Annotated in this window: 20 protein-coding genes; 11 read left to right on the top strand and 9 right to left on the bottom strand. The window is 70.1% G+C overall.

Annotated elements, in window-relative coordinates:
* Positions 1 to 92: 92 nt before the first annotated feature.
* Positions 93 to 629 (top strand): bacterial proteasome activator family protein, encoded by a 537-nt coding sequence (locus ACFY1U_RS17105; RefSeq protein WP_115907015.1) that lies wholly within the window; start codon positions 93 to 95, stop codon positions 627 to 629.
* Positions 630 to 720: 91 nt separating this feature from the next.
* Here the strand turns inward: ACFY1U_RS17105 and ACFY1U_RS17100 are convergent, their stop codons facing one another.
* The gene (locus ACFY1U_RS17100) at positions 721 to 2,379 is read right to left on the bottom strand and encodes a protein kinase (protein WP_390694925.1); all 1,659 of its coding nucleotides are present in this window, start codon (positions 2,377 to 2,379) and stop codon (positions 721 to 723) included.
* A 334-nt stretch (positions 2,380 to 2,713) separates the two neighbouring features.
* Between ACFY1U_RS17100 and ACFY1U_RS17095 the strand changes: the two genes are divergently transcribed.
* The 4 genes from ACFY1U_RS17095 (at position 2,714) to ACFY1U_RS17080 (ending at position 8,235) form a co-directional block, all read left to right on the top strand.
* Positions 2,714 to 4,309: a protein kinase gene (locus tag ACFY1U_RS17095; RefSeq protein WP_390694924.1), complete on the top strand. Its 1,596-nt coding sequence runs from the start codon at positions 2,714 to 2,716 to the stop codon at positions 4,307 to 4,309.
* A 330-nt stretch (positions 4,310 to 4,639) separates the two neighbouring features.
* Positions 4,640 to 5,818, top strand: coding sequence for a pyruvate dehydrogenase (acetyl-transferring) E1 component subunit alpha (pdhA, locus tag ACFY1U_RS17090; RefSeq protein WP_390694923.1), 1,179 nt, complete (start codon positions 4,640 to 4,642; stop codon positions 5,816 to 5,818).
* A 1-nt stretch (position 5,819) separates the two neighbouring features.
* Entirely contained in the window at positions 5,820 to 6,812 is a 993-nt protein-coding gene (locus ACFY1U_RS17085) for an alpha-ketoacid dehydrogenase subunit beta (protein ID WP_390694922.1), read from the top strand.
* Positions 6,813 to 6,822: 10 nt separating this feature from the next.
* A complete protein-coding gene (locus ACFY1U_RS17080; protein WP_390694921.1) occupies positions 6,823 to 8,235 on the top strand; it encodes a dihydrolipoamide acetyltransferase family protein in 1,413 nt (470 codons plus the stop codon).
* A 214-nt stretch (positions 8,236 to 8,449) separates the two neighbouring features.
* Here the strand turns inward: ACFY1U_RS17080 and ACFY1U_RS17075 are convergent, their stop codons facing one another.
* Both ACFY1U_RS17075 and ACFY1U_RS17070 read right to left on the bottom strand, forming a co-directional pair.
* On the bottom strand, positions 8,450 to 9,103 hold the full coding sequence (locus ACFY1U_RS17075; protein WP_390694920.1) for a class I SAM-dependent methyltransferase: 654 nt from the start codon (positions 9,101 to 9,103) through the stop codon (positions 8,450 to 8,452).
* A 75-nt stretch (positions 9,104 to 9,178) separates the two neighbouring features.
* On the bottom strand, positions 9,179 to 10,090 hold the full coding sequence (locus ACFY1U_RS17070) for a D-alanyl-D-alanine carboxypeptidase family protein (protein WP_390694919.1): 912 nt from the start codon (positions 10,088 to 10,090) through the stop codon (positions 9,179 to 9,181).
* 230 nt (positions 10,091 to 10,320) lie between these two features.
* Between ACFY1U_RS17070 and ACFY1U_RS17065 the strand changes: the two genes are divergently transcribed.
* The 3 genes from ACFY1U_RS17065 to ACFY1U_RS17055 all read left to right on the top strand — a co-directional run bounded on the left by ACFY1U_RS17065 (position 10,321) and on the right by ACFY1U_RS17055 (position 13,222).
* Entirely contained in the window at positions 10,321 to 10,983 is a 663-nt protein-coding gene (locus ACFY1U_RS17065; protein ID WP_390694918.1) for a GntR family transcriptional regulator, read from the top strand.
* The gene (locus tag ACFY1U_RS17060) at positions 10,980 to 12,287 is read left to right on the top strand and encodes a nitrate/nitrite transporter (protein ID WP_390694917.1); all 1,308 of its coding nucleotides are present in this window, start codon (positions 10,980 to 10,982) and stop codon (positions 12,285 to 12,287) included. The genes ACFY1U_RS17065 and ACFY1U_RS17060 overlap by 4 nt, the downstream gene beginning before the upstream one ends.
* Positions 12,288 to 12,463: 176 nt before the next feature.
* A complete protein-coding gene (locus ACFY1U_RS17055) occupies positions 12,464 to 13,222 on the top strand; it encodes a hypothetical protein (protein ID WP_390694916.1) in 759 nt (252 codons plus the stop codon).
* A 20-nt stretch (positions 13,223 to 13,242) separates the two neighbouring features.
* Here the strand turns inward: ACFY1U_RS17055 and ACFY1U_RS17050 are convergent, their stop codons facing one another.
* Entirely contained in the window at positions 13,243 to 14,067 is an 825-nt protein-coding gene (locus ACFY1U_RS17050) for a maleylpyruvate isomerase family mycothiol-dependent enzyme (RefSeq protein WP_390694915.1), read from the bottom strand.
* A 179-nt stretch (positions 14,068 to 14,246) separates the two neighbouring features.
* Here ACFY1U_RS17050 and ACFY1U_RS17045 point away from each other — a divergent pair, with 179 nt between their 5' ends.
* On the top strand, positions 14,247 to 15,020 hold the full coding sequence (locus ACFY1U_RS17045) for a carbon-nitrogen family hydrolase (RefSeq protein WP_390694914.1): 774 nt from the start codon (positions 14,247 to 14,249) through the stop codon (positions 15,018 to 15,020).
* Positions 15,021 to 15,040: 20 nt separating this feature from the next.
* Here the strand turns inward: ACFY1U_RS17045 and ACFY1U_RS17040 are convergent, their stop codons facing one another.
* Positions 15,041 to 15,535 carry an LURP-one-related/scramblase family protein gene (locus ACFY1U_RS17040; RefSeq protein WP_390694913.1) on the bottom strand — a complete coding sequence of 165 codons (495 nt, stop codon included), beginning with the start codon at positions 15,533 to 15,535 and terminating at the stop codon, positions 15,041 to 15,043.
* On the bottom strand, positions 15,532 to 16,545 hold the full coding sequence (locus ACFY1U_RS17035; protein ID WP_390694912.1) for a helix-turn-helix domain-containing protein: 1,014 nt from the start codon (positions 16,543 to 16,545) through the stop codon (positions 15,532 to 15,534). Before ACFY1U_RS17035 ends, ACFY1U_RS17040 begins: the two co-directional genes overlap by 4 nt.
* Before the next feature lie 53 nt (positions 16,546 to 16,598).
* Here ACFY1U_RS17035 and ACFY1U_RS17030 point away from each other — a divergent pair, with 53 nt between their 5' ends.
* Positions 16,599 to 17,000 carry a cupin domain-containing protein gene (locus ACFY1U_RS17030; RefSeq protein ID WP_390694911.1) on the top strand — a complete coding sequence of 134 codons (402 nt, stop codon included), beginning with the start codon at positions 16,599 to 16,601 and terminating at the stop codon, positions 16,998 to 17,000.
* A gap of 90 nt (positions 17,001 to 17,090) precedes the next feature.
* On the opposite strand, the gene ACFY1U_RS17025 is transcribed toward ACFY1U_RS17030, so the two are convergent.
* The 3 genes from ACFY1U_RS17025 to ACFY1U_RS17015 all read right to left on the bottom strand — a co-directional run bounded on the left by ACFY1U_RS17025 (position 17,091) and on the right by ACFY1U_RS17015 (position 20,735).
* On the bottom strand, positions 17,091 to 17,342 hold the full coding sequence (locus ACFY1U_RS17025; RefSeq protein ID WP_365833855.1) for a DUF6458 family protein: 252 nt from the start codon (positions 17,340 to 17,342) through the stop codon (positions 17,091 to 17,093).
* A gap of 168 nt (positions 17,343 to 17,510) precedes the next feature.
* On the bottom strand, positions 17,511 to 18,809 hold the full coding sequence (locus ACFY1U_RS17020; protein WP_390694910.1) for a M18 family aminopeptidase: 1,299 nt from the start codon (positions 18,807 to 18,809) through the stop codon (positions 17,511 to 17,513).
* 99 nt (positions 18,810 to 18,908) lie between these two features.
* Positions 18,909 to 20,735, bottom strand: coding sequence for an acyl-CoA dehydrogenase (locus tag ACFY1U_RS17015; RefSeq protein WP_390694909.1), 1,827 nt, complete (start codon positions 20,733 to 20,735; stop codon positions 18,909 to 18,911).
* 149 nt (positions 20,736 to 20,884) lie between these two features.
* Between ACFY1U_RS17015 and ACFY1U_RS17010 the strand changes: the two genes are divergently transcribed.
* Entirely contained in the window at positions 20,885 to 21,352 is a 468-nt protein-coding gene (locus ACFY1U_RS17010; protein ID WP_115906997.1) for an SseB family protein, read from the top strand.
* Positions 21,353 to 21,418: the final 66 nt, after the last annotated feature.

Here is a 21,418-nt window from a genome sequence, read left to right as displayed (position 1 = left end):
GCGTGAGCGAAACTCCCGCACCGTAAACGGTGGATCACCCTCCACAGGGGGCACCACGGTGATGAGATGCACACGTGCGAGAGAATGGCGGCATGGAGATGCCGAGGAACGACAGGTCGCCGGAGAACCCCCAGATCCTGGTCGTGGGCCAGGACGGCATGGCGATTGGCGGCGGGGACGAGGACTCCCGCGAGATTCCGGTGACGGAGCAGGTCGAGCAGCCGGCCAAGGTGATGCGGATCGGGAGCATGATCAAGCAGCTCCTGGAGGAGGTGCGCGCCGCTCCCCTGGACGAGGCGAGCCGGGCCCGGCTCAAGGAGATCCACCGCAGCTCGGTGAAGGAGCTGGAAGACGGGCTGGCGCCGGAGCTGGTCGAGGAGCTGGAGCGGCTCTCGCTGCCCTTCACGGACGACGGCACGCCCAGCGACGCCGAACTGCGCATCGCGCAGGCCCAGTTGGTGGGCTGGCTGGAGGGCCTCTTCCACGGCATCCAGACCACGCTGTTCGCCCAGCAGATGGCCGCGCGGGCCCAGCTGGAGCAGATGCGGCGCGCGCTGCCGCCGGGCGTCGGCCACGAGATGGGCGAGGACGGCCCCACGGCCGGCCGCTCGGGCGGGCCGTACCTGTAGTCACATGGGCGACCTGTAGCGACGTGAGCGAAAGGGCCCGGCGGCCGCAGCCGCCGGGCCCTTCGTCATGCGGGCGCCCGCATGCCCGGGATCAGGACGGGTTGCCCGTCGAGACGTCGAGCGTGATCTTGACGTCACCCGGGTCGACGTCCGAGCCGGCCTCGGGGGACTGGTCGATCACCGCGCCCTCGCCGTACGTGTTCTCGTTGTAGTCGTTGACCACCAGCGACCAGCCCGCGGCCTTCGCGCACTCCTTGACCGACTCGATGTACTTGAACCGGAAGTCGGGCACCTGGATCTTGTTCTCGTCGGTGTAGGACTCCTGCGGTTCCGTGCACTCCGTCGAGTCGATCACCTTGGTGGTGTCCGGTCCGCGCCAGTCCGCCGCATGCGTCGTCGTGGGGTCCGGGCTGCTGCCGCCGCCGCCCTCGCCTCCGCCCCCGCCGCCCCCGCCGCCGTTGAGCGCCAGGGCCGCGATCAGGCCGCCGACGGCGATGATCGAGACGACGATCGTGCCGATGACCACCGACTTGTTGTTCTTGCCGCCCCCGGGGGGCCCGGAGGGCCGCTGCTGGGGCGTGAGGTTGTACGGCGGCGGGGTCTGCGGCTGCGCATACGGGGACGGCGTCCGGTAGCCGCCCTGCTGGGGGTAGCCGTACGCCGGAGAAGGAGGCGGCGTCGGCGCGCTGTACGGGTTCGGGGTCGGCGGCTGGGGTGCCTGGTACGGCGTCTGCACGGGGCCCGGCGGTGCCTGAGGCGCCTGCGGGACCGGCGGGAACACCGCGGAGCCGACGCCGGAGCCGCTCTGGGGGCGGGTGCCCGGCACGATGCTCGGCGGGGCGGTCTGCACGGACGCGGCCACGCGCAGGCACTCGTCGCGCATCGACTCGGAGCTCGGGAAACGCTCGTTCGGGTTCTTCTTCAGCGCGCGGGCGACCAGCGCGTCCACCGCGGGAGGCAGCGCCCGGTTGATCGACGAAGGAGGCACCGGCTCCTCCTGCACATGCGCGTACGCGATCGCCAGCGGTGAGTCCGCCTCGAACGGCAGCCGCCCGGTGACGAGTTGGAACAGCATGATGCCGACCGAGTAGAGATCGGACCGGGCGTCCACGCCCCGCCCCAGCGCCTGCTCCGGCGACAGGTACTGCGGGGTGCCGACGACCATGCCGGTCTGTGTCATGGACGTCACACCGGACTGCATGGCGCGCGCGATGCCGAAGTCCATGACCTTGACGACGCCGCGCTTGGTGACCATCACGTTGCCCGGCTTGATGTCCCGGTGGACCAGGCCCATCTCGTGGCTGATCTCCAGCGCCGCGAGAACGTCCGCGGTGATCTTCAGCGCCTTGTCGGCGGGCATCGCGCCGAACTGCCGTACGTCCTCGTCGAGCACCGAGCCCAGCGGGCGGCCCTCGACGTACTCCATCACGATGTACGGCGTGGGCATGCCGTCCCCCGCGGCGGAGCCGCTGATGGGCAGAGTGTCCTCGCCGGTGTCGAAGACCGAGACGATATTGGTGTGCGTGAGCTTCGCCACGGCCTGGGCCTCGCGGCGGAAGCGCTCGCGGAAGGCCTGCTCGCGGCCGAGCTCGGTGTGCAGCGTCTTGATCGCGACCTGGCGGTCGAGCACGGAGTCGTAGGCCAGGTGCACGGAGGCCATGCCGCCCTCGCCGAGCAGGTCGCGCAGTTGATAGCGGCCGCCGGCGAGCGCCCGCCCCGCATACCGGCCCTGTGCGCCGTCCTGGCTCATGTTCCGCTTCCCCCGTGGGCCTTGCGGCGCCGTTGACTGCCGATGATCGAAAGTGCTAATCCCGGCCAAGTCTGCCCCAGGGCACTGACACGTCAAGCTCGGTGCCCGATCCGTGACCGTACGCGATAGAAGCGTCGCGGGAGCGTTACAGAGGCTGTACGGGCGGTACACAGAACTTGCACGCACGGACGGGGTGACGGTTTGATGGCCGGTCCGTCCTGTGCCGGTTCCGGCCCCCTTCTCGGAACGGCGGCTTGCGTTGAGGCTGTAGCGTGGCCGACGGAGACCGTAACAACACCGCGCGCACCGCGGGCAGAAACGACGGCGAGGACTGATGGCACAGCAGCAGCGCGCCCAGGGCCCGTCCGACCCCGAGGCGACTGGCGGCGGTATGTCAGATGCGCCGGAAATGTGGGGGAACGGCGGATTGGTCGGGGACGGCCGGTACCGGCTGACCCGCAGACTCGGCCGGGGCGGCATGGCGGAGGTTTTCGCCGCGGAGGACGTGCGCCTCGGGCGTACCGTCGCGGTCAAACTGCTCCGTGCCGACCTCGCCGAGGACCCGGTCTCCAAGGCCCGCTTCACGCGCGAGGCCCAGTCGGTGGCCGGTCTCAACCACCACGCGATCGTCGCCGTGTACGACTCCGGCGAGGACACGGTGCCGGGCGGCTACGGCACGGGGGGCGCCCAGAGCGTCCCGTACATCGTGATGGAGATCGTCGAGGGCCGCACCATCCGCGACCTGCTGATCAACGCCGAGGCGCCCGGTCCGGAGCAGGCCCTGATCATCGTCTCCGGTGTGCTGGAGGCGCTCGCCTACTCGCATCAGCACGGCATCGTGCACCGCGACATCAAGCCGGCGAACGTGATCATCACGCACACCGGTGCGGTGAAGGTGATGGACTTCGGCATCGCCCGTGCCCTGCACGGAGCGCAGTCGACGATGACGCAGACCGGCATGGTCATGGGCACGCCGCAGTACCTCTCCCCGGAGCAGGCGCTCGGCAAGGCCGTCGACCACCGCTCCGACCTGTATGCGACGGGCTGCCTCCTCTACGAACTCCTCGCGCTGCGGCCCCCGTTCACGGGTGAGACCCCGCTGTCGGTGGTCTACCAGCATGTCCAGGACATCCCCACGCCGCCGTCCGAGGTCTCCGACACCGTGCCGCCGGAGCTCGACGGCCTCGTCATGCGCTCGCTGGCCAAGGAGCCGGACGACCGCTTCCAGACCGCCGAGGAGATGCGCGGCCTCGTCCAGTACGCGCTGCAGATGCTGTACGACCAGGGCGGCCACACCGGCACCTGGAACACCGGCCCGGTCGCCCTGCACGAGGGCCGGCACACCCCGGCCGCGGGCTTCGCGAGCACGACGGTGCTGCCGCACCCCGGCGACTCCTCCGGTACGACGCAGATCCCGCAGCCGATCCTGCCCACCGGCTACGGCGGCGGGGACGACGGCGGCTTCGAGGGGCACGGCAACAAGGGCAGCGGCCGCGGAAAGCTGTGGATCCTCGCCGTCCTCGCGATCATCGCCATCGCGGCGGGTGTGGCGCTGGCGCTGAAGACCACCGGCAACGGCAACGGCGGCGGCGGTGCCACGCACTCGCCGACCACCTCGCAGAGCACCAAGGACGACACGGCCACCGAGTCCCCGACCGACCAGCCGACCGACCAGCCGACGGACACGTCCACGGACAACGGCACCGGCACGAGCTCCGGCACCGGGAACTACACGCCGTCGTACACGCCGTCGTACACCCCGTCCCACACGCCCAGCAGCCGGCCGAGCAGCCGGCCGACGGACCAGCCGACCACCGCGGACCCGACGGACGACCCGACCCCGTCGGGTCCGCCGACGGACCAGCCGACGGACCCGGGCACGGGCGGCGCCGGCGGCCCGACGGGGGACACCTCGGGCCTCGGCGGCTGACCGCCGCCCGGGCTCGCCCGGGGGGAACTCTTCCCGTGACGTGGGTCACCGGGATAACGTGCCGTTGTTCCGGCCCCCTGCAAGGCTGTGACCAGGCGATGTTCCCGGCTTTCGCGATTTACTTGGAAATCCAAGCAAAATCGCAGGTCAGGAGGGGTTTCACAGAAATGTGGAGCACTGGGTAACGTGCCTTTTGCAGGGCGCTCGCCGGGGCACCTGTCACGCCTGTCCCCGACCGGGCCGCACCCACCCTGTGCGTCCGTAGGGCTTCGGGCGAGCCGCACTGGCATCCCGGCGAACCCGGTATGCCGGACCGACGGAGGAGCACACGTGACCGTGGAGAGCACTGCCGCGCGCAAGCCGCGACGCAGCGCCGGTACCAAGAGCACGGCCGGCAAGACGACCACCGCAAGGAAATCGCCGAGCACGGACCCCCAGCTGGTACAGCTGCTGACGCCCGAGGGCGAGCGCGTCAAGAACGCCGAGTACGACGAGTACGTCGCCGGCATCACCCCCGATGAGCTCCGCGGCCTGTACCGCGACATGGTGCTCACCCGCCGCTTCGACGCCGAGGCCACCTCCCTGCAGCGCCAGGGGGAGCTGGGCCTGTGGGCCTCGCTGCTCGGCCAGGAGGCCGCCCAGATCGGCTCGGGCCGGGCCACCCGCGAGGACGACTACGTCTTCCCGACCTACCGCGAGCACGGCGTCGCCTGGTGCCGCGGGGTCGACCCCACCAACCTGCTCGGCATGTTCCGCGGTGTGAACAACGGCGGCTGGGACCCCAACAGCAACAACTTCCACCTCTACACCATCGTCATCGGCTCCCAGACGCTGCACGCCACCGGCTACGCCATGGGCGTCGCCAAGGACGGCGCGGACAGCGCGGTCATCGCCTACTTCGGCGACGGCGCCTCCAGCCAGGGCGACGTGGCCGAGTCCTTCACCTTCTCCGCGGTCTACAACGCCCCCGTGGTGTTCTTCTGCCAGAACAACCAGTGGGCGATCTCCGAGCCGACCGAGAAGCAGACCCGCGTCCCGCTCTACCAGCGCGCACAGGGCTACGGCTTCCCCGGCGTCCGGGTCGACGGCAACGACGTGCTGGCCTGCCTCGCGGTGACGAAGTGGGCCCTGGAGCGGGCCCGCCGCGGTGAGGGCCCCACCCTCGTCGAGGCCTACACGTACCGCATGGGTGCCCACACCACCTCCGACGACCCGACGAAGTACCGGGCCGACGAGGAGCGCGAGGCCTGGGAGGCGAAGGACCCGATCCTGCGCCTTCGCCGGTACCTGGAGGCTTCAAACCACGCGGACGAGGGATTCTTCGCGGAACTCGAGGCCGAGAGCGAGGCGTTGGGCAAACGAGTGCGTGAGGCGGTCCGCGCCATGCCCGACCCGGACCACTTCGCCATCTTCGAGAACGTGTACGCGGACGGGCACGCGCTCGTCGACGAGGAGCGAGCCCAGTTCGCCGCCTACCAGGCGTCGTTCGCGGATGAGGGGGGCAACTGAGATGGCCGAGACTGTGACATTTAAAAACATGGCTCTCGCCAAGGCGATCAACGAGTCGCTGCGCCGCGCCCTGGAGTCCGACCCCAAGGTCCTGATCATGGGCGAGGACGTCGGCAAGCTCGGCGGTGTCTTCCGTGTGACGGACGGCCTGCAGAAGGACTTCGGCGAGAGCCGGGTCATCGACACCCCGCTCGCCGAGTCCGGCATCGTCGGTACGGCCATCGGTCTGGCCCTGCGCGGCTACCGGCCGGTCGTGGAGATCCAGTTCGACGGCTTCGTCTTCCCCGCCTACGACCAGATCGTCACGCAGCTCGCGAAGATGCACGCGCGCTCGCTCGGCAAGGTCAAGCTCCCGGTCGTCGTCCGCATCCCCTACGGCGGCGGCATCGGCGCGGTGGAGCACCACTCCGAGTCCCCCGAGGCGCTGTTCGCGCACGTGGCCGGCCTGAAGGTGGTCTCTCCTTCGAACGCCTCGGACGCGTTCTGGATGATGCAGCAGGCCATCCAGAGCGACGACCCGGTGATCTTCTTCGAGCCCAAGCGGCGCTACTGGGACAAGGCCGAGGTCAACACCGAGGCCATCCCCGGCCCGCTGCACAAGGCCCAGGTCGTCCGTGAGGGCACCGACCTGACCCTCGTCGCGTACGGCCCGATGGTGAAGCTCTGCCTGGAGGTCGCCGCCGCGGCCGCCGAGGAGGGCAAGTCCCTCGAGGTCCTGGACCTGCGCTCGGTGTCCCCGCTGGACTTCGACTCGATCCAGACGTCCGTGGAGAAGACGCGCCGCCTGGTCGTCGTCCACGAGGCGCCGGTGTTCCTCGGCTCGGGCGCGGAGATCGCCGCCCGCATCACGGAGCGCTGCTTCTACCACCTGGAGGCACCGGTCCTCAGGGTCGGCGGCTACCACGCCCCGTACCCGCCGGCCCGCCTGGAGGAGGAGTACCTGCCGGGCCTGGACCGGGTGCTCGACGCCGTCGACCGCGCCCTGGCGTACTGAGGAGAGGGTCGTGACGACGATGACGGAAGCGTCCGTACGCGAGTTCAAGATGCCGGACGTCGGCGAGGGCCTCACCGAGGCCGAGATCCTCAAGTGGTACGTCCAGCCCGGTGACCAGGTCACCGACGGGCAGGTGGTGTGCGAGGTCGAGACCGCGAAGGCGGCCGTGGAGCTGCCCATCCCGTACGACGGGGTGGTCCGCGACCTGCACTTCCCCGAGGGCTCCACGGTGGACGTGGGCACGCCGATCATCGCGGTGGACGTGTCGGGCGGGGCCACGGTGCCCGCCCCGGCGCAGGCTGCTGCTCCTGCTGCTCCCGTCGAGGAGAAGAAGCCGGAGGGCTCCGGCCGCCAGCCGGTGCTGGTGGGTTACGGCGTCGCCGCGTCCTCCACCAAGCGCCGCCCGCGCAAGGGCCCCGAGCTCGTGGTCCCGGAGGCCTCGACGGCGGTCCAGAAGGAACTCAACGGCCACGGGCCGGTCGCCGCGACCGCTGCGGCGGGTACGGCCGAGAGGGCGCGCCCCCTGGCCAAGCCGCCGGTGCGCAAGCTGGCGAAGGACCTGGGTGTCGACCTCGCGACCGTGGTCCCGTCCGGGCCGGACGGCATCATCACGCGTGAGGACGTCCACGCGGCGGTGGCACCGCCGGCCGCCGAGCCGGTGACGGCTCCCGCTGTTTCCGCGCCCCCGGCGCCGGTCCCGGCGTACGACACGGCCCGTGAGACCCGGGTACCGGTCAAGGGCGTGCGCAAGGCGACGGCGGCGGCGATGGTGGGCTCGGCGTTCACGGCGCCGCATGTCACGGAGTTCGTGACGGTCGATGTGACCCGCACGATGAAGCTGGTCGAGGAGCTCAAGCGGGCCCCCGAGGAATTCGGCCTGCAGGGCCTGCGCGTCAATCCGCTGCTCCTGATCGCCAAGGCCCTCCTGGTCGCCATCAAGCGCCACCCGGAGATCAACGCGTCCTGGGACGAGGCGAACCAGGAGATCGTGCTCAAGCACTACGTCAACTTGGGCATCGCCGCGGCCACCCCGCGCGGCCTGATCGTCCCGAACATCAAGGACGCCCACGACAAGACGCTCCCGCAGCTGGCCGAGGCCCTCGGCGAGCTGGTGTCGACGGCGCGGGAGGGCAAGACCTCCCCGGCGGCCATGCAGGGCGGCACGGTGACGATCACCAACGTCGGCGTCTTCGGCGTCGACACCGGCACGCCCATCCTCAACCCCGGCGAATCCGCGATCCTCGCCATCGGCGCGATCAAGCTCCAGCCCTGGGTCCACAAGGGCAAGGTGAAGCCCCGCCAGGTCACGACGCTGGCCCTGAGCTTCGACCATCGCCTGGTGGACGGCGAGTTGGGCTCGAAGGTGCTGGCGGACGTGGCGGCGATCCTGGAGCAGCCGAAGAAGCTGATCACCTGGGCCTAGGCGCTCCGCCGGCCGTGCCGCCGGGCGGCGCTGTGCCGTCTGTCGCCTCCGGCATCGTCGTGGCTGATCCCGCCCGCGTGGCGGAGCCGCATGGTCGGCACAGCCCCGCGCCCCCACCAGGGCGCGGGCGAGCCGCAGTGGCCTTGGTCGGCCCCGCTCGGCGGGCATCTCCGTCAGGAGCCGCGCACCCGTCCCGGGTGCGCGGCTCCTTCGGTCACCGCGGGCGGCGGCACAGCAGCGTGCTGATCCTCGCCGTCCTGCCCTCCTCGGGCTCCTGGACCGTCCGCGCCGTGACGGCCAGTCCGGCCCGCTCCAGGAGTTCCACGAGCTGTTCCTGCGGGAGCCGATGGGACTCGTACGAGACCGGATGGCCGCCGTAGGCCGGCTTCGGCCGGACGCGCTCGCCGTCTCCCGTATAACCGGCCAGCATGAGCAGGCCGCCGGGCCTGAGGGTCCGGTGGAACTCGCCGTAGACGAGCGGGAGCAGTTCCGGCGGGGTGTGGTGGGTGGAGTAGTAGGCGAGGATGCCGGCGAGGGAGCCGTCCTCGATGTCCAGTGCCGTCATGGAGCCCACCGTGAAGGTCAGGCCGGGATGGGTCTGGCGGGCGAGTTCGATCATCCGGGGGGACAGGTCGACGCCGAACGCCGACAGCCCCAGCCCGGCGAGGTGCGCCGTCACCAGGCCCGGGCCGCAGCCCAGGTCCGCGACGGGCCCGCCGCCGCCCTCCCGCACGGCTTCCGCGAACGCGGTCAGCAACGAGCGTGACAGCGGATCCAGTTCGGACGGTCGCTTGACCTGCTTCAGATAGTCGGCGGCGACGGTGTCGTAGGACTCCCGGACCGCGGTGAGGTAGGAGGGCTCGGTCACCCCGCGACTCTAGACGGGGCGAAGGGCCCCTCGCCGACGGCGAGGGGCCCTTCCTGTTCCTGCCCTGATCCGGGGTCAGCCGAGCCGCGCGAACCCGTAGGTCATGAGCTTCTTCGCGTCCGCCTCGCGCTGCGGGATGGACGTGGAGGAGAGGACGGTGCCGATGACCGTCTTGCCGCCCCGGGTGGCGGCGAAGACGAGGCAGTAACCCGCCTCGGGGCCGGAGCCGGTCTTCACGCCGATGGTGCCGCTGTAGCTGCTGAGGAGCCCGTTGGTGTTGGTCCACGGGTTCATCGTGCGGATGCTGCCCGTCTTGGTGACGGTCTTCGCGGTGTACGACTTCGTCTTGACGACCGTGCGGAACGTGGAGTTCTTCATCGCACTGCTGGCGATCTTCGTCAGGTCGCGCGGCGTCGAGTAGTTGTTGCCGTTGCCGATGCCGTCGAACGAGTCGAAGTGCGTGTTCGTCAGGTGCAGGTCCGACGCGGCCTTGTTCATCTTGCCGATGAACGACTTCACACGCGCGGCACGCGTCGTGCCCGAGCCGTAGGTGTCGGCGAGCGCGTACGCGGCGTCGCAGCCGGACGGCAGCATCAGCCCGTACAGCAGCTGACGGACGGTGACCTTGTCGCCGACGATCAGGTGGGCCTGGGAGGCGTTGTTGGCGACGACGTAGTCGCTGTACGCCTTCTGGATCGTGACCTTCTTGTCCAGGTTCAGGTTCGGCTGCGCGAGCACGACCTTCGCGGTCATGATCTTCGTGGTGGAGCCCGTCGAACGCTGGGTGTCCGCCGCCTTGGTGTACAGCGTCGACCCGTTCGCGTTGTTCATGACGTAGCCGCCCTTGGCCACGATCGAGGGCGTGGTGACGGCCTGTGCGGGTGCCGCGGCGAAGGCCCCGCCCGCGAGAACGGCGCCGGCGGTGACACTGACCGCGGCGGCTCGGCGGAGGCGGCTGCCCTTGGTGCCGGTGATGGCGGTAATCAACTGAAATACCCCGATTGCGTTGAAAGCCCCTGATATGCGGCCGAGTTGGATGCGAAGCGAAGGGGGCCGCATGTGTGAGACACGTAAATAGCACAGTTGGTTGCACTGTTGCTGTGTGGGGTTGCCGTGACGGGTGATTCGTCCGCATGTCGTGCACTCGTATCCCTGTGCACCCGTCCGGATGCTGGACCGGATCCTTCATGCGTACGTGTTGTATCTATCCTGTTCGCATGAGCAGCCCGGGGACCCTGACCGCCAAGCAACCACCCGCCGCCGAACGCGTCTACGCCCACGTCAAGCAGGGCGTCCTGGAGCGCCGCTACGAGGGCGGGACCCTCCTCACCGAGGGTGAACTCGCCGAGGCCGTGGGGGTGTCCCGCACCCCGGTGCGCGAGGCGCTGCTGCGCCTTGAGGTGGAAGGGCTGATCAAGCTCTACCCGAAGAAGGGAGCCCTGGTCCTGCCCGTGTCCGCGCAGGAGATCGCGGACGTGGTGGAGACCCGGCTGCTGGTCGAGGAGCACGCGGCGCGCAAGGCTGTGCCCGCTCCCGCCGGCCTCGTCGAGCGGCTGGAGGAACTGCTGGCGAAGCAGAAGGCGCAGGCCGCCGCCGGTGACCTCGCCGGGGCAGCCGTCACCGACCGCTGCTTCCACGCCGAGATCGTCCGCAGCGGGGGGAACGAGATCCTCTCCCGGCTCTACGACCAGCTCAGGGACCGGCAGTTGCGCATGGGCGTCGCCATCATGCACTCCCATCCCGACCGGATCGCCAAGACCCTCGCCGAGCACGAGGAGATCCTTCAGGCGCTGCGCTCGGGGGACGCGGAGGAGGCGGTCGGGGTCGTGCACCGGCACGTCAGCTGGTTCTCGCACCTGGCGCGGGGTGAGGTCCGATGAGCTCGTCGTCCGCCACGACCACCCTGCCGGGTGACCCGCCGGGCGGCCGGCGCGCGATGGCCGTCTGGGGCATCGGCGTCTCCGTCTACTTCGTCGCCGTCATCTTCCGTACGTCCCTCGGGGTCGCCGGCCTCGACGCCGCCGACCGCTTCCATGTGAACGCCTCGGCGCTGTCGACCTTCTCGATCCTGCAGCTCCTCGTCTACGCCGGCATGCAGATACCCGTCGGCCTGCTGGTGGACCGGCTCGGCACCAAGAAGGTGCTGACCATCGGGGTCGTGCTCTTCACGGCAGGTCAGCTCGGCTTCGCGTTCTCCCCCTCGTACGGCATGGCCCTCGCCTCCCGCGCGCTGCTCGGCTGCGGTGACGCGATGACGTTCATCAGCGTGCTGCGGCTGGGCACCCGCTGGTTCCCGGCGCGGCGCGGGCCGCTGGTCGCGCAGCTCGCGGGGCTGGCCGGCATGGCGGGCAACCTGGTCTCCACGCTGGTGCTGGCCCGGCTGCTGCACGGCGTCGGCTGGACGGCCGCCTTCGCGGGCAGCGCGCTGGCCGGAGTCCTCGTCCTCGTCCTGCTCCTGCTGTTCCTGAAGGACCACCCCGAGGGATACGAGCCGGAGCCGTTCCCGCACCAGGGCGCCGCGTACGTACGGCGGCAGATCGCGGCCTCCTGGCGGGAGCCGGGGACGCGGCTCGGGCTGTGGGTGCACTTCACGACCCAGTTCCCGGCGATGGTGTTCCTGCTGCTGTGGGGGCTGCCCTTCCTGGTGCAGGCGCAGGGCCTGTCGCGGGCCACGGCCGGTGAACTCCTCACCCTGGTCGTCCTGTCGAACATGGTCGTGGGTCTCGTCTACGGCCAGATCATCGCCCGGCACCACGCGGCGCGGCTGCCGCTGGCGCTCGGCACCGTGGCGGCGACGGCGGTGGTCTGGGCGGCGACGCTGGCCTACCCGGCCGACCGGGCGCCGATGTGGCTGCTGATCGTGCTGTGCACGGTCCTCGGCTCCTGCGGGCCGGCGTCGATGATCGGCTTCGACTTCGCGCGGCCGGCCAACCCGGCGGAGCGGCAGGGCACGGCTTCCGGGATCACCAACATGGGCGGCTTCGTCGCCTCGATGACGACGTTGTTCGCGATCGGGGTGCTGCTGGACGCCACCGGCGACGACTACACCGTCGCGTTCTCCGCGGTGTTCGTGCTGCAGGCCCTCGGGGTCGGTCAGATCCTGCGGCTGCGGGGGCGGGTCGCGCAGCGGGAGCGGGAGCGGCTGGTGGCGAGCCGGGTGGAGACGGTGCACGTACCGGCGTGAGGCGGGAGGTTCACCGCGACGGACGTTCACAGCCCAGGTGTTGCTGTGTCATGGGCGTGTGACAGCGGTGTCGTGAAGCGAGGACGGACGTGACCAGGGGGGCCGGCGGCCCCTCATAGTCGGCGAGTGCATCGAACGCCTCGAACACCGTCCTCGCTCCCGAAGGGAACCTCCTGATGAACCGCCGCCTGCGCAAGACCGCCCTCGTCACCGCCGCCATCACGGCCGGCCTGCTGATGACGGCTTGTCAGAACGGTTCCAGCAGCAAGGGCGGCTCCCCGGACGCCTCGGCGTCCACGACGGCCACGACGCAGGGGACGTCGAAGACCTCGGGGGCCTCCCCGCACTCCGGCTCCTCGGGCACCTCCGCCGGGAACACGTCGAAGTCCCAGCAGGGCGTGAACGCGACCATCACCGGCGGCACGGTCAGCTATCTCGCCCCGGGCAAGTACATCGTGTCCGTGCCCGGGAAGACCGACCGGGCGTTCTTCGTCGCGGGCGACACTCAGGTCCACGGCGCCGGCACGATCTGCGCCGGCTCGCACTGCACCCTGGACCAGCTGGAGACGGCCACCAGGAAGGCAGCCGTCCCCGCCGATGTGACGATCAGCAAGGGCGTCGCCACCGTCGTACAGGAACGCCACAGCGCCGGCGGCGGCACCGGCACCAAGGGCGTCAGCGGCACCTGGCTCGGCAACGTCAGCTACCTGGCGCCGGGCAAGTTCACCGTGTCCGACATGAAGGGCGTCGAGCAGGCGTTCTTCGTCGCCGACAGCACCAAGGTGTACGGCGCGGGCACCATCTGCGGCACCCCGGGGTCGTCGGGGACCGCCCGCTGCACCCTTGACCAGCTGGAGGCCGCCGCCAAGAAGGGCGTCTCCGCGAAGGTCGTGATCAGCGGTGGTGTCGCGACGACCGTTACCGAGGACCGCTGATCGCCGGAGCCCCGGAGGCGCTACGGCGTCACCGTGAAGTTCCGCAGGATCGCCGCCGTGAGCTCCGGGTCTCCCTCCGCCTTCACCCGGTCCGCGACCCCCTCCGGGGTCACCCGGCCGCAGGCCAGGCGCACGTACGTCTCCCAGTCGAGGGTGAGGGTGGCGGCGGGGCCGAGGGCGGGGGCGGTCTCGAGGGTGCCGCGGCCCTGGATGTCGACGCGGATGGTGCGCAGGAACTCGACCGGGCCGTGCACGTCGAAGACGATCGCCGAACTGCGCGGCGCGTCCGACTTCTCGGCCACGATCGCGGGCAGCTCGGCGAGGAGCACGTCACGGGCGATGTGCGCGCCGGGGGAGTCGAGGTTGCCGGGACGGCCCAGGGCCGACCGCAGGTCCTGCTCGTGCACCCAGACGTTGAACGCGTGGGCGCGCATGGACTCTTCGAGGGTGAGCTCGGTGCCGAGGGGGCCGCGCACCTTGGTGCCCGGGTCGCGCGAGTCGTTGCGCAGCTGGCGGTTGCGGCGGATGATCACGTACTCCAGCTCGGACGTCATCTCCGGTGCCGTGTGGTGTCGGCGGACGTCGACCTGCATCTCCATGTAGCGCTGGTGGTCGTTGGTGACGTGGAAGAGGTCGCGCGGCAGCGTGTGGATGGGGCGCGGGTCGCCGAGCATCTCGCAGTCCAGGCCGATGACATGGGAGACGACGTCACGGACCGACCATCCTGGGCACGGCGTCCGCCGGTTCCACTCTCCCTCCACAAGCGGACCCACCAGCTCGGATATCGCTTCGATGGAGTGGGTCCAGGCGTCGGCGTAGGGCTGGAGGGTGGGATGCAGACTCACGGAACGGGACCCCTCGGTCGGTACACGGGCGGTTGGTGGCAGCGTTGCCAGCGGGAGGTGGCTGCACTCGGCGGGTGTCTTGAAACGCTAAGTTACGCTGCTGTGAGGCACCCCGGCAGTGCTTTCGTGTGACGATCGTAGGCCCGTGTGGACGGCTCGAATGCCAGGACGGTGGTAGTGTGCGCGCTTCTCTGATCCAGATCGCCGTAGACGAGGGCGAATCGGTCGAATCGCGTCGGCGACGGGTGGCCTCGCTGGTACGGGAGCAGGCCGGGGCCGATCTGGTCGTGCTGCCGGAGCTGTGGACGACCGGCGCCTTCGCCTACGAGGCGTTCGGCACCGAGGCCGAGCCGCTCGAAGGGCCGACGTACGAGGCGATGGCGAAGGCCGCCAGCGACGCGGGCGTGTGGCTGCACGCGGGCTCGATCCCCGAGCGGGACCCAGAAGGACCGCTCTACAACACGTCTCTCGTCTTCTCCCCCTCCGGTGATCTGGCCGCCGCCTACCGCAAGATCCACCGCTTCGGCTTCGACAAGGGCGAGGCCGTGCTGATGGGCGCGGGGCGGGAGCTGGTGACGCTCCGGCTGCCCGAGACGACCGTGGGCGTCGCCACCTGCTACGACCTCCGTTTCCCCGAACTCTTCCGCGGTCTCGTCGACGCCGGTGCCGAGACCCTGGTGATCCCGGCGGGCTGGCCGGAGCGCCGCCGGGCGCACTGGACGCTGCTGGCCCAGGCGCGGGCGGTCGAGAACCAGGCGTTCGTGCTCGCCTGTGGAACGGCCGGTACCCATGCGGGAGTTCCGCAGGCGGGTCACTCGATCGTGGTGGATCCGTGGGGCGAGGTCCTCGCGGAGGCCGGGGCGGACGAGGAGATCCTCACGGTGGAGTTCGATCCGGCGAAGGTCGCGACGACGCGCGAGCAGTTCCCGGCCCTGAAGGACCGGGTCCTCTAGCCCCGGGCGGCCACGAGGGGTCAGTCGTCCTCCCGTTCCATCTCCGCCAGGTGGATCACGCACACCGTCACCGCGATCAGCAGTGCCGGGTCCGCGTCCTCCCGTACGACGTCGACGCCGTAGGTCTCCCGGATGTGCAGCCAGCGGCGGGAGACGACGGCGAGGAGCTCGCCGTCGTACTCGATGGCGAACTCGCGGTCCAGGATCTTGCCGCTGACGTCGAGTTCCGTGCCGTCGACCATGGAGACCCGGTAGTGGTGGCGCAGCAGGGACAGGCGTTTGCGCTTGATGCGTGCGAGGACGGAGCCGTCCCGTTCGATCACCATGGTGTCGCGCAGGGCGAACATCTTCTGGTGGATGTCGATCAGGACGCGCCCCTGGGTGTCCTTCAGCTCGAAGGTGTCCCTCAGGCGCATGGCCTTGCCGTCGACGAGGAACACCTTGGTGCCGTGCTCGTCCTCGATCCAGTAGTCGTCACCGATGCCGAGGAGCCGGTCGCGTACGAGGAATCTCATACCGTCACCGCTTCCCCGGCGGCCGGTCCGAAACGCCGCCGGTAGGCCGACGGGCTGAGTCCCGTCTCGCGCCGCAGGAGCGTCCGCAGGTTGGCGGCGGTTCCCAGGCCGCTCCTGGCGGCCACCACGTCCAGCCGCTCCTCCCCGCGCTCGATCAGCCGGCAGGCGAGCGCCACCCGCTCCCCCGTCAGCCAGGCCAGCGGAGTCGTACCGAGTTCCGCCCGGAAGCGGCGATGGAGCGTGGCGGGGGAGACGGCCGCGCGGGCCGCGAGACCGGCCACCGTCAGCGGCTCCCCCAGCCGCTCCTGCGCCCACGCCAGCAGCGGGCCGAGCGACGCGTCGGGCACCTTGGGCACCGGCCGCTCCACGAACTGCCGCTGCCCGCCGTCCCGGTGGGCCGCGAAGACCAGCCGCCGCGAGACGGCATGGGCGATCTCGGCGCCGTGGTCCCGGCGTACGAGGTGCAGGCCGAGGTCGAGCGCGGCCGCGCTGCCGGCCGCGGTGAGGATCTCGCCCTCGTCGACGAAGAGCACGTCCGGCTCCAGGCGGACCTGCGGGTGCAGTTCGCGGAAGACCTCGGCCCACATCCAGTGTGTGGTGGCCCGGCGGCCGTCCAGCAGCCCGGCCTCGGCGAGGGCGAAGCTGCCGGTGCACAGGCTCAGGACGCGGGCGCCACGCGTGTGTGTGCGGCGGATCGCGTCCAGTACGGCGGCGCCGCGCGGTACGACGTTGTCGGGGCGGCCGGGCACGACGAGGGTGTCCGCGTCGTCCACGGCGTCCAGGCCGGGCACCCCGGTCAGGGTGAAGAAGCCGTGGTTCATGCGCACCTCGGGGGTGGGCGTGCACAGCGTCACCTCGTAGAGCGGGCCGGGAAGCCCCAGTTCGGGCCGCGGCAGCCCGAAGAGTTCGGTGGCGACGCCGACTTCGAAGGGGTTGGTGCCCTCGTCGACGATCACGGCGACCCTGTGCGGACGGGGGTGGGGACGGCGCTGCGAGGATCCTTGCGGCATATGCGATTTCTAGCACTCGTGCGACCGCCGGGCCACCGCCGACGATGACGTGCATGAGCAGCGAACCCATCTCCCTGGACCAGGCCCTCGCCTCCTTCACCGAGCGGTGGAGCCCGCGCATCGTCGCGGCAGTCAACGACTACGACGTACGTGTCGCGAAGGTCGAGGGCGAGCACGTGTGGCACGTCCACGACCACACCGACGAGTTCTTCCTGGTGCTGGAGGGCGAACTCCACATCTCCCTGCGGGAGTCGGCCGGGGAGCGCACGGTGACGCTCCCCAAGGGCTCGGTCTTCACCGTCCCGCGCGGCACCGAACACAAGCCGCACGCGCGGGTGTCCAGCGAGATCCTGGTCTTCGAACCCACCGGCACCCTCTCGGTGGGCGACCGGCACGACGAGGTCCCCTCGCACGTGGACGCCACGACCGGCCACGCTCTGAGCCGACGGGCCTGAGGAATCGACGGGGCCGGCGGGGGCGGGACCGTCCGCCTCGTCGCCGAGGGGACGGACCGCCTTCCGCCGGTCCTTGCGGGCAGGGACGATTCAGACGCCGTAACCGTCGGTGTAGCCGTCCCGCCGGTGGTGGTGGGTCCCCTCCTCGTCGATGACGGGCGTGGGTGGCACCACCACACGGCGGCGGCGGGCGATGCTGCTGAAGGTGCTGACGCCGATCAGTCCGACGATCATGAGGATGATGCCGACCAGGTCGAGGTTGACCCCCTGCATGTGCCAGTCGGTCGCGAACGTGAGGATGGCTCCCACGGCGATGAGGATGATGCATCCGCCGAGGCCCATGAGTTGTCGCCTCCCTGTGCGGTCCGGAGCTGCCGGTCTTCCGGCCGACTCCGGGTACCCGCGGGCCCGTTGCCCATGCGGAGTCCGCCGCTCACATCGCAGCGACCTGCGTCACGTCGCGTCGAGGTCGTCCTCCCGGCCGGCACTCGGGGACCGGCGGCCGGGGAACTACCCCTCCAGGAACGCCACCAGGGCGTTGGCCAGCAGATACGGGTCGTCCGCGCCGCACAGCTCGCGGGCGCTGTGCATCGACAGGATCGCCACGCCGATGTCGACGGTCTTGATGCCGTGCCGGGCCGCGGTGATCGGGCCGATCGTCGTGCCGCACGGCATGGAGTTGTTGGAGACGAAGGACTGGAAGGGGACGTTCGCCTTCTCGCAGGCGGCGGCGAAGACCGCGCGGCCCGAACCGTCCGTGGCATAGCGGTTGTTGACGTTGACCTTGAGGATGGGGCCGCCGTTGACCCGCGGGTGGTGCGTGGGGTCGTGCCGCTCCGCGTAGTTGGGGTGCACCGCGTGACCGGTGTCCGAGGACAGGCACACCGTGCCCGCGAAGGCTCTCGCCCGGTCCTCGAACGAGCCGCCGCGCGCGAACACCGAACGCTCCAGCACGCTGCCGAGCAGCGGCCCGTCCGCTCCCGTGTCCGACTGCGAGCCGTTCTCCTCGTGGTCGAAGGCGGCCAGCACCGGGATGTACGGCAGGTCCGCGCCGCCGGAGGACACCGCCGTCAGCGCGGCCACCGCCGCGTGCACGGACAGCAGGTTGTCCATGCGGGGTCCCGCGAGCAGCTCCTTGTCGCGGCCCAGGTAGGCGGGCGGCTCCACGGAGTGCGTCATCAGGTCCCAGCCGGTGACCTCGCCCGCCGGCAGCCCCGCGCTCTCCTCGAGGAAGGCGATCAGGTCACCGTCGCGCACATCGCCGCCCAGACCCCAGATGGGCGTCAGATGGCGCTGCTTGTCGAGCTTGAGGCCCTCCGCCGCCACCGAACGGTCCAGATGGATGGCGAGCTGGGGCACCCTCAGCAGCGGGCGGTCGACGTTCACCAGCCGCGTCGACCCGTCCCGCAGGGTCAGCCGTCCTGCCAGGCCCAGGTCGCGGTCGAGCCAGGAGTTGAGCAGCGGCCCGCCGTAGATCTCCACCGCCACCTGGCGCCAGCCGTGCGCCCCGGTGTCGGGCAGCGGCTTGACCCGCAGGTTCGGGGAGTCGGTGTGCGCGCCGACGATACGGAACGGCGTGTGGAGCGCCGCGCCCTCGGGGACGTACCAGGCCACGATCGCGCCGCCGCGCAGCACGTACTTGCCGCCGCTCGTCCCGTCCCAGGCGTCCGTCTCCGAGACCTGCCTGAACCCTGCCTTCTCCAGCCGCTCGGCGGCGCTCGCCACCGCGTGGTACGGCGACGGGCTCGCCGTCAGGAAGGACATGAGGTCGTCGGTGTGGCCGCGGTCGAAGCGGTGGGGTTCGCTCATGGGGTTCACCTTAACGACGTACGAGGGCCCGCTCTTCGTGATGAGGAGCGGGCCCTCGTGAGGGCGATGTGGAGTTCTGGTTACCCAGAACCGGAGAGGTTAGAACGCCGCCTCGTCCAGCTCCATCAGGTCCAGCTCGACGTTCTCGGCGAGCTTGCGGGCGCCGGTGACGCCCGGCAGGACGTTGGCCGCGAAGAACTTCGCCGCCGCGATCTTGCCCGTGTAGAACGCCTTGTCCTTGGCGGAGGCCGTCTGCAGCTTCTCGGCGGCGACCGCGGCACCCTTGAGCAGCAGGTATCCGACGACCACGTCACCGGAGGCCATCAGCAGGCGGGTGGTGTTCAGGCCCACCTTGTAGATGTTCTTGACGTCCTGCTCGGTGGCCGCGAGGTCGGTCAGCATCAGGCCGACGATGGCCTCCAGCTCGACGGCGGCCTTCGCGAGGTGCTCGCGGGCGCCGGCCAGCTCCTCGCCGCCCTCGCCGAGCGCCAGGAACTTCTTGATCTCCTCCGCGAGGGAGTTCAGCGCCGCGCCCTGGTTGCGGACGATCTTCCGGAAGAAGAAGTCCTGGCCCTGGATCGCGGTGGTGCCCTCGTACAGGGTGTCGATCTTGGCGTCGCGGATGTACTGCTCGATCGGGTACTCCTGCAGGAAGCCGGAGCCGCCGAAGGTCTGCAGCGACTGTGCGAGCTGCTCGTAGCCCTTCTCGGAGCCGTAGCCCTTGACGATCGGCAGGAGCAGGTCGTTCAGGGCCTCGAGCGCCTTGGTGTCCTCGCCCGCCGCCTCCTTGACCTGGATCTCGTCCTGGAGGGAGGCCGTGTAGAGCACCAGGGCGCGCATGCCCTCCGCGTACGCCTTCTGCGTCATCAGCGAGCGGCGGACGTCCGGGTGGTGCGTGATGGTGACCTTGGGCGCGGTCTTGTCCATGAAGTTCGCCAGGTCCGGGCCCTGGACGCGCTCCTTGGCGTACTCCAGCGCGTTCAGGTAGCCCGTCGACAGCGTGGAGATCGCCTTCGTGCCCACCATCATGCGGGCGAACTCGATGATGCGGAACATCTGGCGGATGCCGTCGTGCTTGTCGCCGATCAGCCAGCCCTTGGCGGGGTGCTGGTCGCCGAAGGTCATCTCGCAGGTGTTGGAGGCCTTGAGGCCCATCTTGTGCTCGACGTTCGTCGCGTACACGCCGTTGCGCTCGCCCAGCTCGCCGGTCTCGAAGTCGAAGAGGTACTTCGGGACGAGGAAGAGGGACAGGCCCTTGGTGCCGGGGCCGGCGCCCTCGGGGCGGGCGAGGACGTAGTGGAGGATGTTCTCCTCCATGTCGTGCTCACCGGAGGTGATGAAGCGCTTCACGCCCTCGATGTGCCAGGAGCCGTCCTCCTGCTGGATCGCCTTGGTGCGGCCGGCGCCCACGTCGGAGCCCGCGTCGGGCTCGGTGAGGACCATCGTGGAGCCCCACTGCTTCTCCACGGCGACCTTGGCGATGTGCTTCTGGACCTCGTTGCCCTCCTCGAAGAGGATGCCGGCGAACGCGGGGCCCGAGGAGTACATCCAGACGGCCGGGTTGGCGCCCAGGATCAGCTCGGCGAAGGCCCAGATCAGGGAGCGGGGCGAGGTGGTGCCGCCGATCTCCTCGGGCAGGCCGAGGCGCCAGTACTCGGAGTCCATGAAGGCCTTGTAGCTCTTCTTGAAGGACGCCGGGACCGGGGCGGTGTTCGTCTCCGGGTCGAAGACGGGCGGGTTGCGGTCGGCGTCCGCGAAGGACTCCGCCAGCTCGTTCTCCGAGAGGCGGGTCAGCTCCTCGAGGATGCTCCTGGCGGTGTCGACGTCCATCTCCTCGAACGGGCCGGTGCCGTACAGCTTGTCCCGGCCGAGGACTTCGAAGAGGTTGAACTCGATGTCGCGCAGATTCGACTTGTAGTGCCCCATGGCGACGGCTCCGTTAGAGAAATCGGCGAGGCACCGGGTGTAGCTCCTCGCACTAGTTCACGTACCAACAAGTAGCTACGATGATGCTACCCGTCGGTAATAAGAAGCAACCCCGAATGGGTCATCTGTGACTCAGTACTCTTGCGCTCATGTACGGCTACGACCAGAACGTGGGTGCGGGTGCTCAGCAGCAGTACGCCCAGCCGCAGCAGGGCCCCGGCGGTTACGGGCAGCAGGCACCGCTGTATCCCGAGCCGTCCCCGCCGTCCCTCGCGGACGCGGTACGGGCCTTCACCACCGGACAGCTGTCCGCGGAGGACTTCCAGCAGGTCTTCGCCACCTCGAAGGTCTACTGCCCACGCGGCGACAACCCCGGTTTCCTCGCCCTGCACAACACCCAGCAGCCGGTGATCCCGATGTTCACCTCGCTCAAGGAGCTGCGCCGGTACGCGGGCAAGGAGTCCAAGTACTTCGTGATCACGGGGGCCGAGGTCATCGATCTGCTCCCCACCGGCTACGGCTTCGTCCTCGACATGGAGGGCGAGCACCGCATGGTCTTCGACGCGAAGGCCGTGGAGCAGATGGTCGAGTTCGCGATGCGCCGGATGTACGGCTGACGACTGCCTGTGAGAGCCCGGAGGGAATGCCCTCCGGGCTTTCTCCGTTACGGGTGGCAGAAAGTT

The organism is Streptomyces sp. NPDC001351 (assembly GCF_042896045.1).
In the GTDB taxonomy this organism is placed as follows: Bacteria; Actinomycetota; Actinomycetes; order Streptomycetales; family Streptomycetaceae; genus Streptomyces.
This window is presented reverse-complemented; position numbering and strand designations above follow the sequence as displayed.

What these genes read in the sequence shown, in the direction of transcription:
- ACFY1U_RS17105 (WP_115907015.1), top strand. Translation starts at nt 93, where the DNA reads ATGGAGATGCCGAGGAACGACAGGTCGCCGGAGAACCCCCAGATCCTG.
- ACFY1U_RS17100 (WP_390694925.1), bottom strand. Translation starts at nt 2,379, where the DNA reads ATGAGCCAGGACGGCGCACAGGGCCGGTATGCGGGGCGGGCGCTCGCC.
- ACFY1U_RS17095 (WP_390694924.1), top strand. Translation starts at nt 2,714, where the DNA reads ATGGCACAGCAGCAGCGCGCCCAGGGCCCGTCCGACCCCGAGGCGACT.
- ACFY1U_RS17085 (WP_390694922.1), top strand. Translation starts at nt 5,820, where the DNA reads ATGGCCGAGACTGTGACATTTAAAAACATGGCTCTCGCCAAGGCGATC.
- ACFY1U_RS17065 (WP_390694918.1), top strand. Translation starts at nt 10,321, where the DNA reads ATGAGCAGCCCGGGGACCCTGACCGCCAAGCAACCACCCGCCGCCGAA.
- ACFY1U_RS17060 (WP_390694917.1), top strand. Translation starts at nt 10,980, where the DNA reads ATGAGCTCGTCGTCCGCCACGACCACCCTGCCGGGTGACCCGCCGGGC.
- ACFY1U_RS17055 (WP_390694916.1), top strand. Translation starts at nt 12,464, where the DNA reads ATGAACCGCCGCCTGCGCAAGACCGCCCTCGTCACCGCCGCCATCACG.
- ACFY1U_RS17040 (WP_390694913.1), bottom strand. Translation starts at nt 15,535, where the DNA reads ATGAGATTCCTCGTACGCGACCGGCTCCTCGGCATCGGTGACGACTAC.
- ACFY1U_RS17035 (WP_390694912.1), bottom strand. Translation starts at nt 16,545, where the DNA reads ATGCCGCAAGGATCCTCGCAGCGCCGTCCCCACCCCCGTCCGCACAGG.
- ACFY1U_RS17030 (WP_390694911.1), top strand. Translation starts at nt 16,599, where the DNA reads ATGAGCAGCGAACCCATCTCCCTGGACCAGGCCCTCGCCTCCTTCACC.
- ACFY1U_RS17025 (WP_365833855.1), bottom strand. Translation starts at nt 17,342, where the DNA reads ATGGGCCTCGGCGGATGCATCATCCTCATCGCCGTGGGAGCCATCCTC.
- ACFY1U_RS17020 (WP_390694910.1), bottom strand. Translation starts at nt 18,809, where the DNA reads ATGAGCGAACCCCACCGCTTCGACCGCGGCCACACCGACGACCTCATG.
- ACFY1U_RS17015 (WP_390694909.1), bottom strand. Translation starts at nt 20,735, where the DNA reads ATGGGGCACTACAAGTCGAATCTGCGCGACATCGAGTTCAACCTCTTC.
- ACFY1U_RS17010 (WP_115906997.1), top strand. Translation starts at nt 20,885, where the DNA reads ATGTACGGCTACGACCAGAACGTGGGTGCGGGTGCTCAGCAGCAGTAC.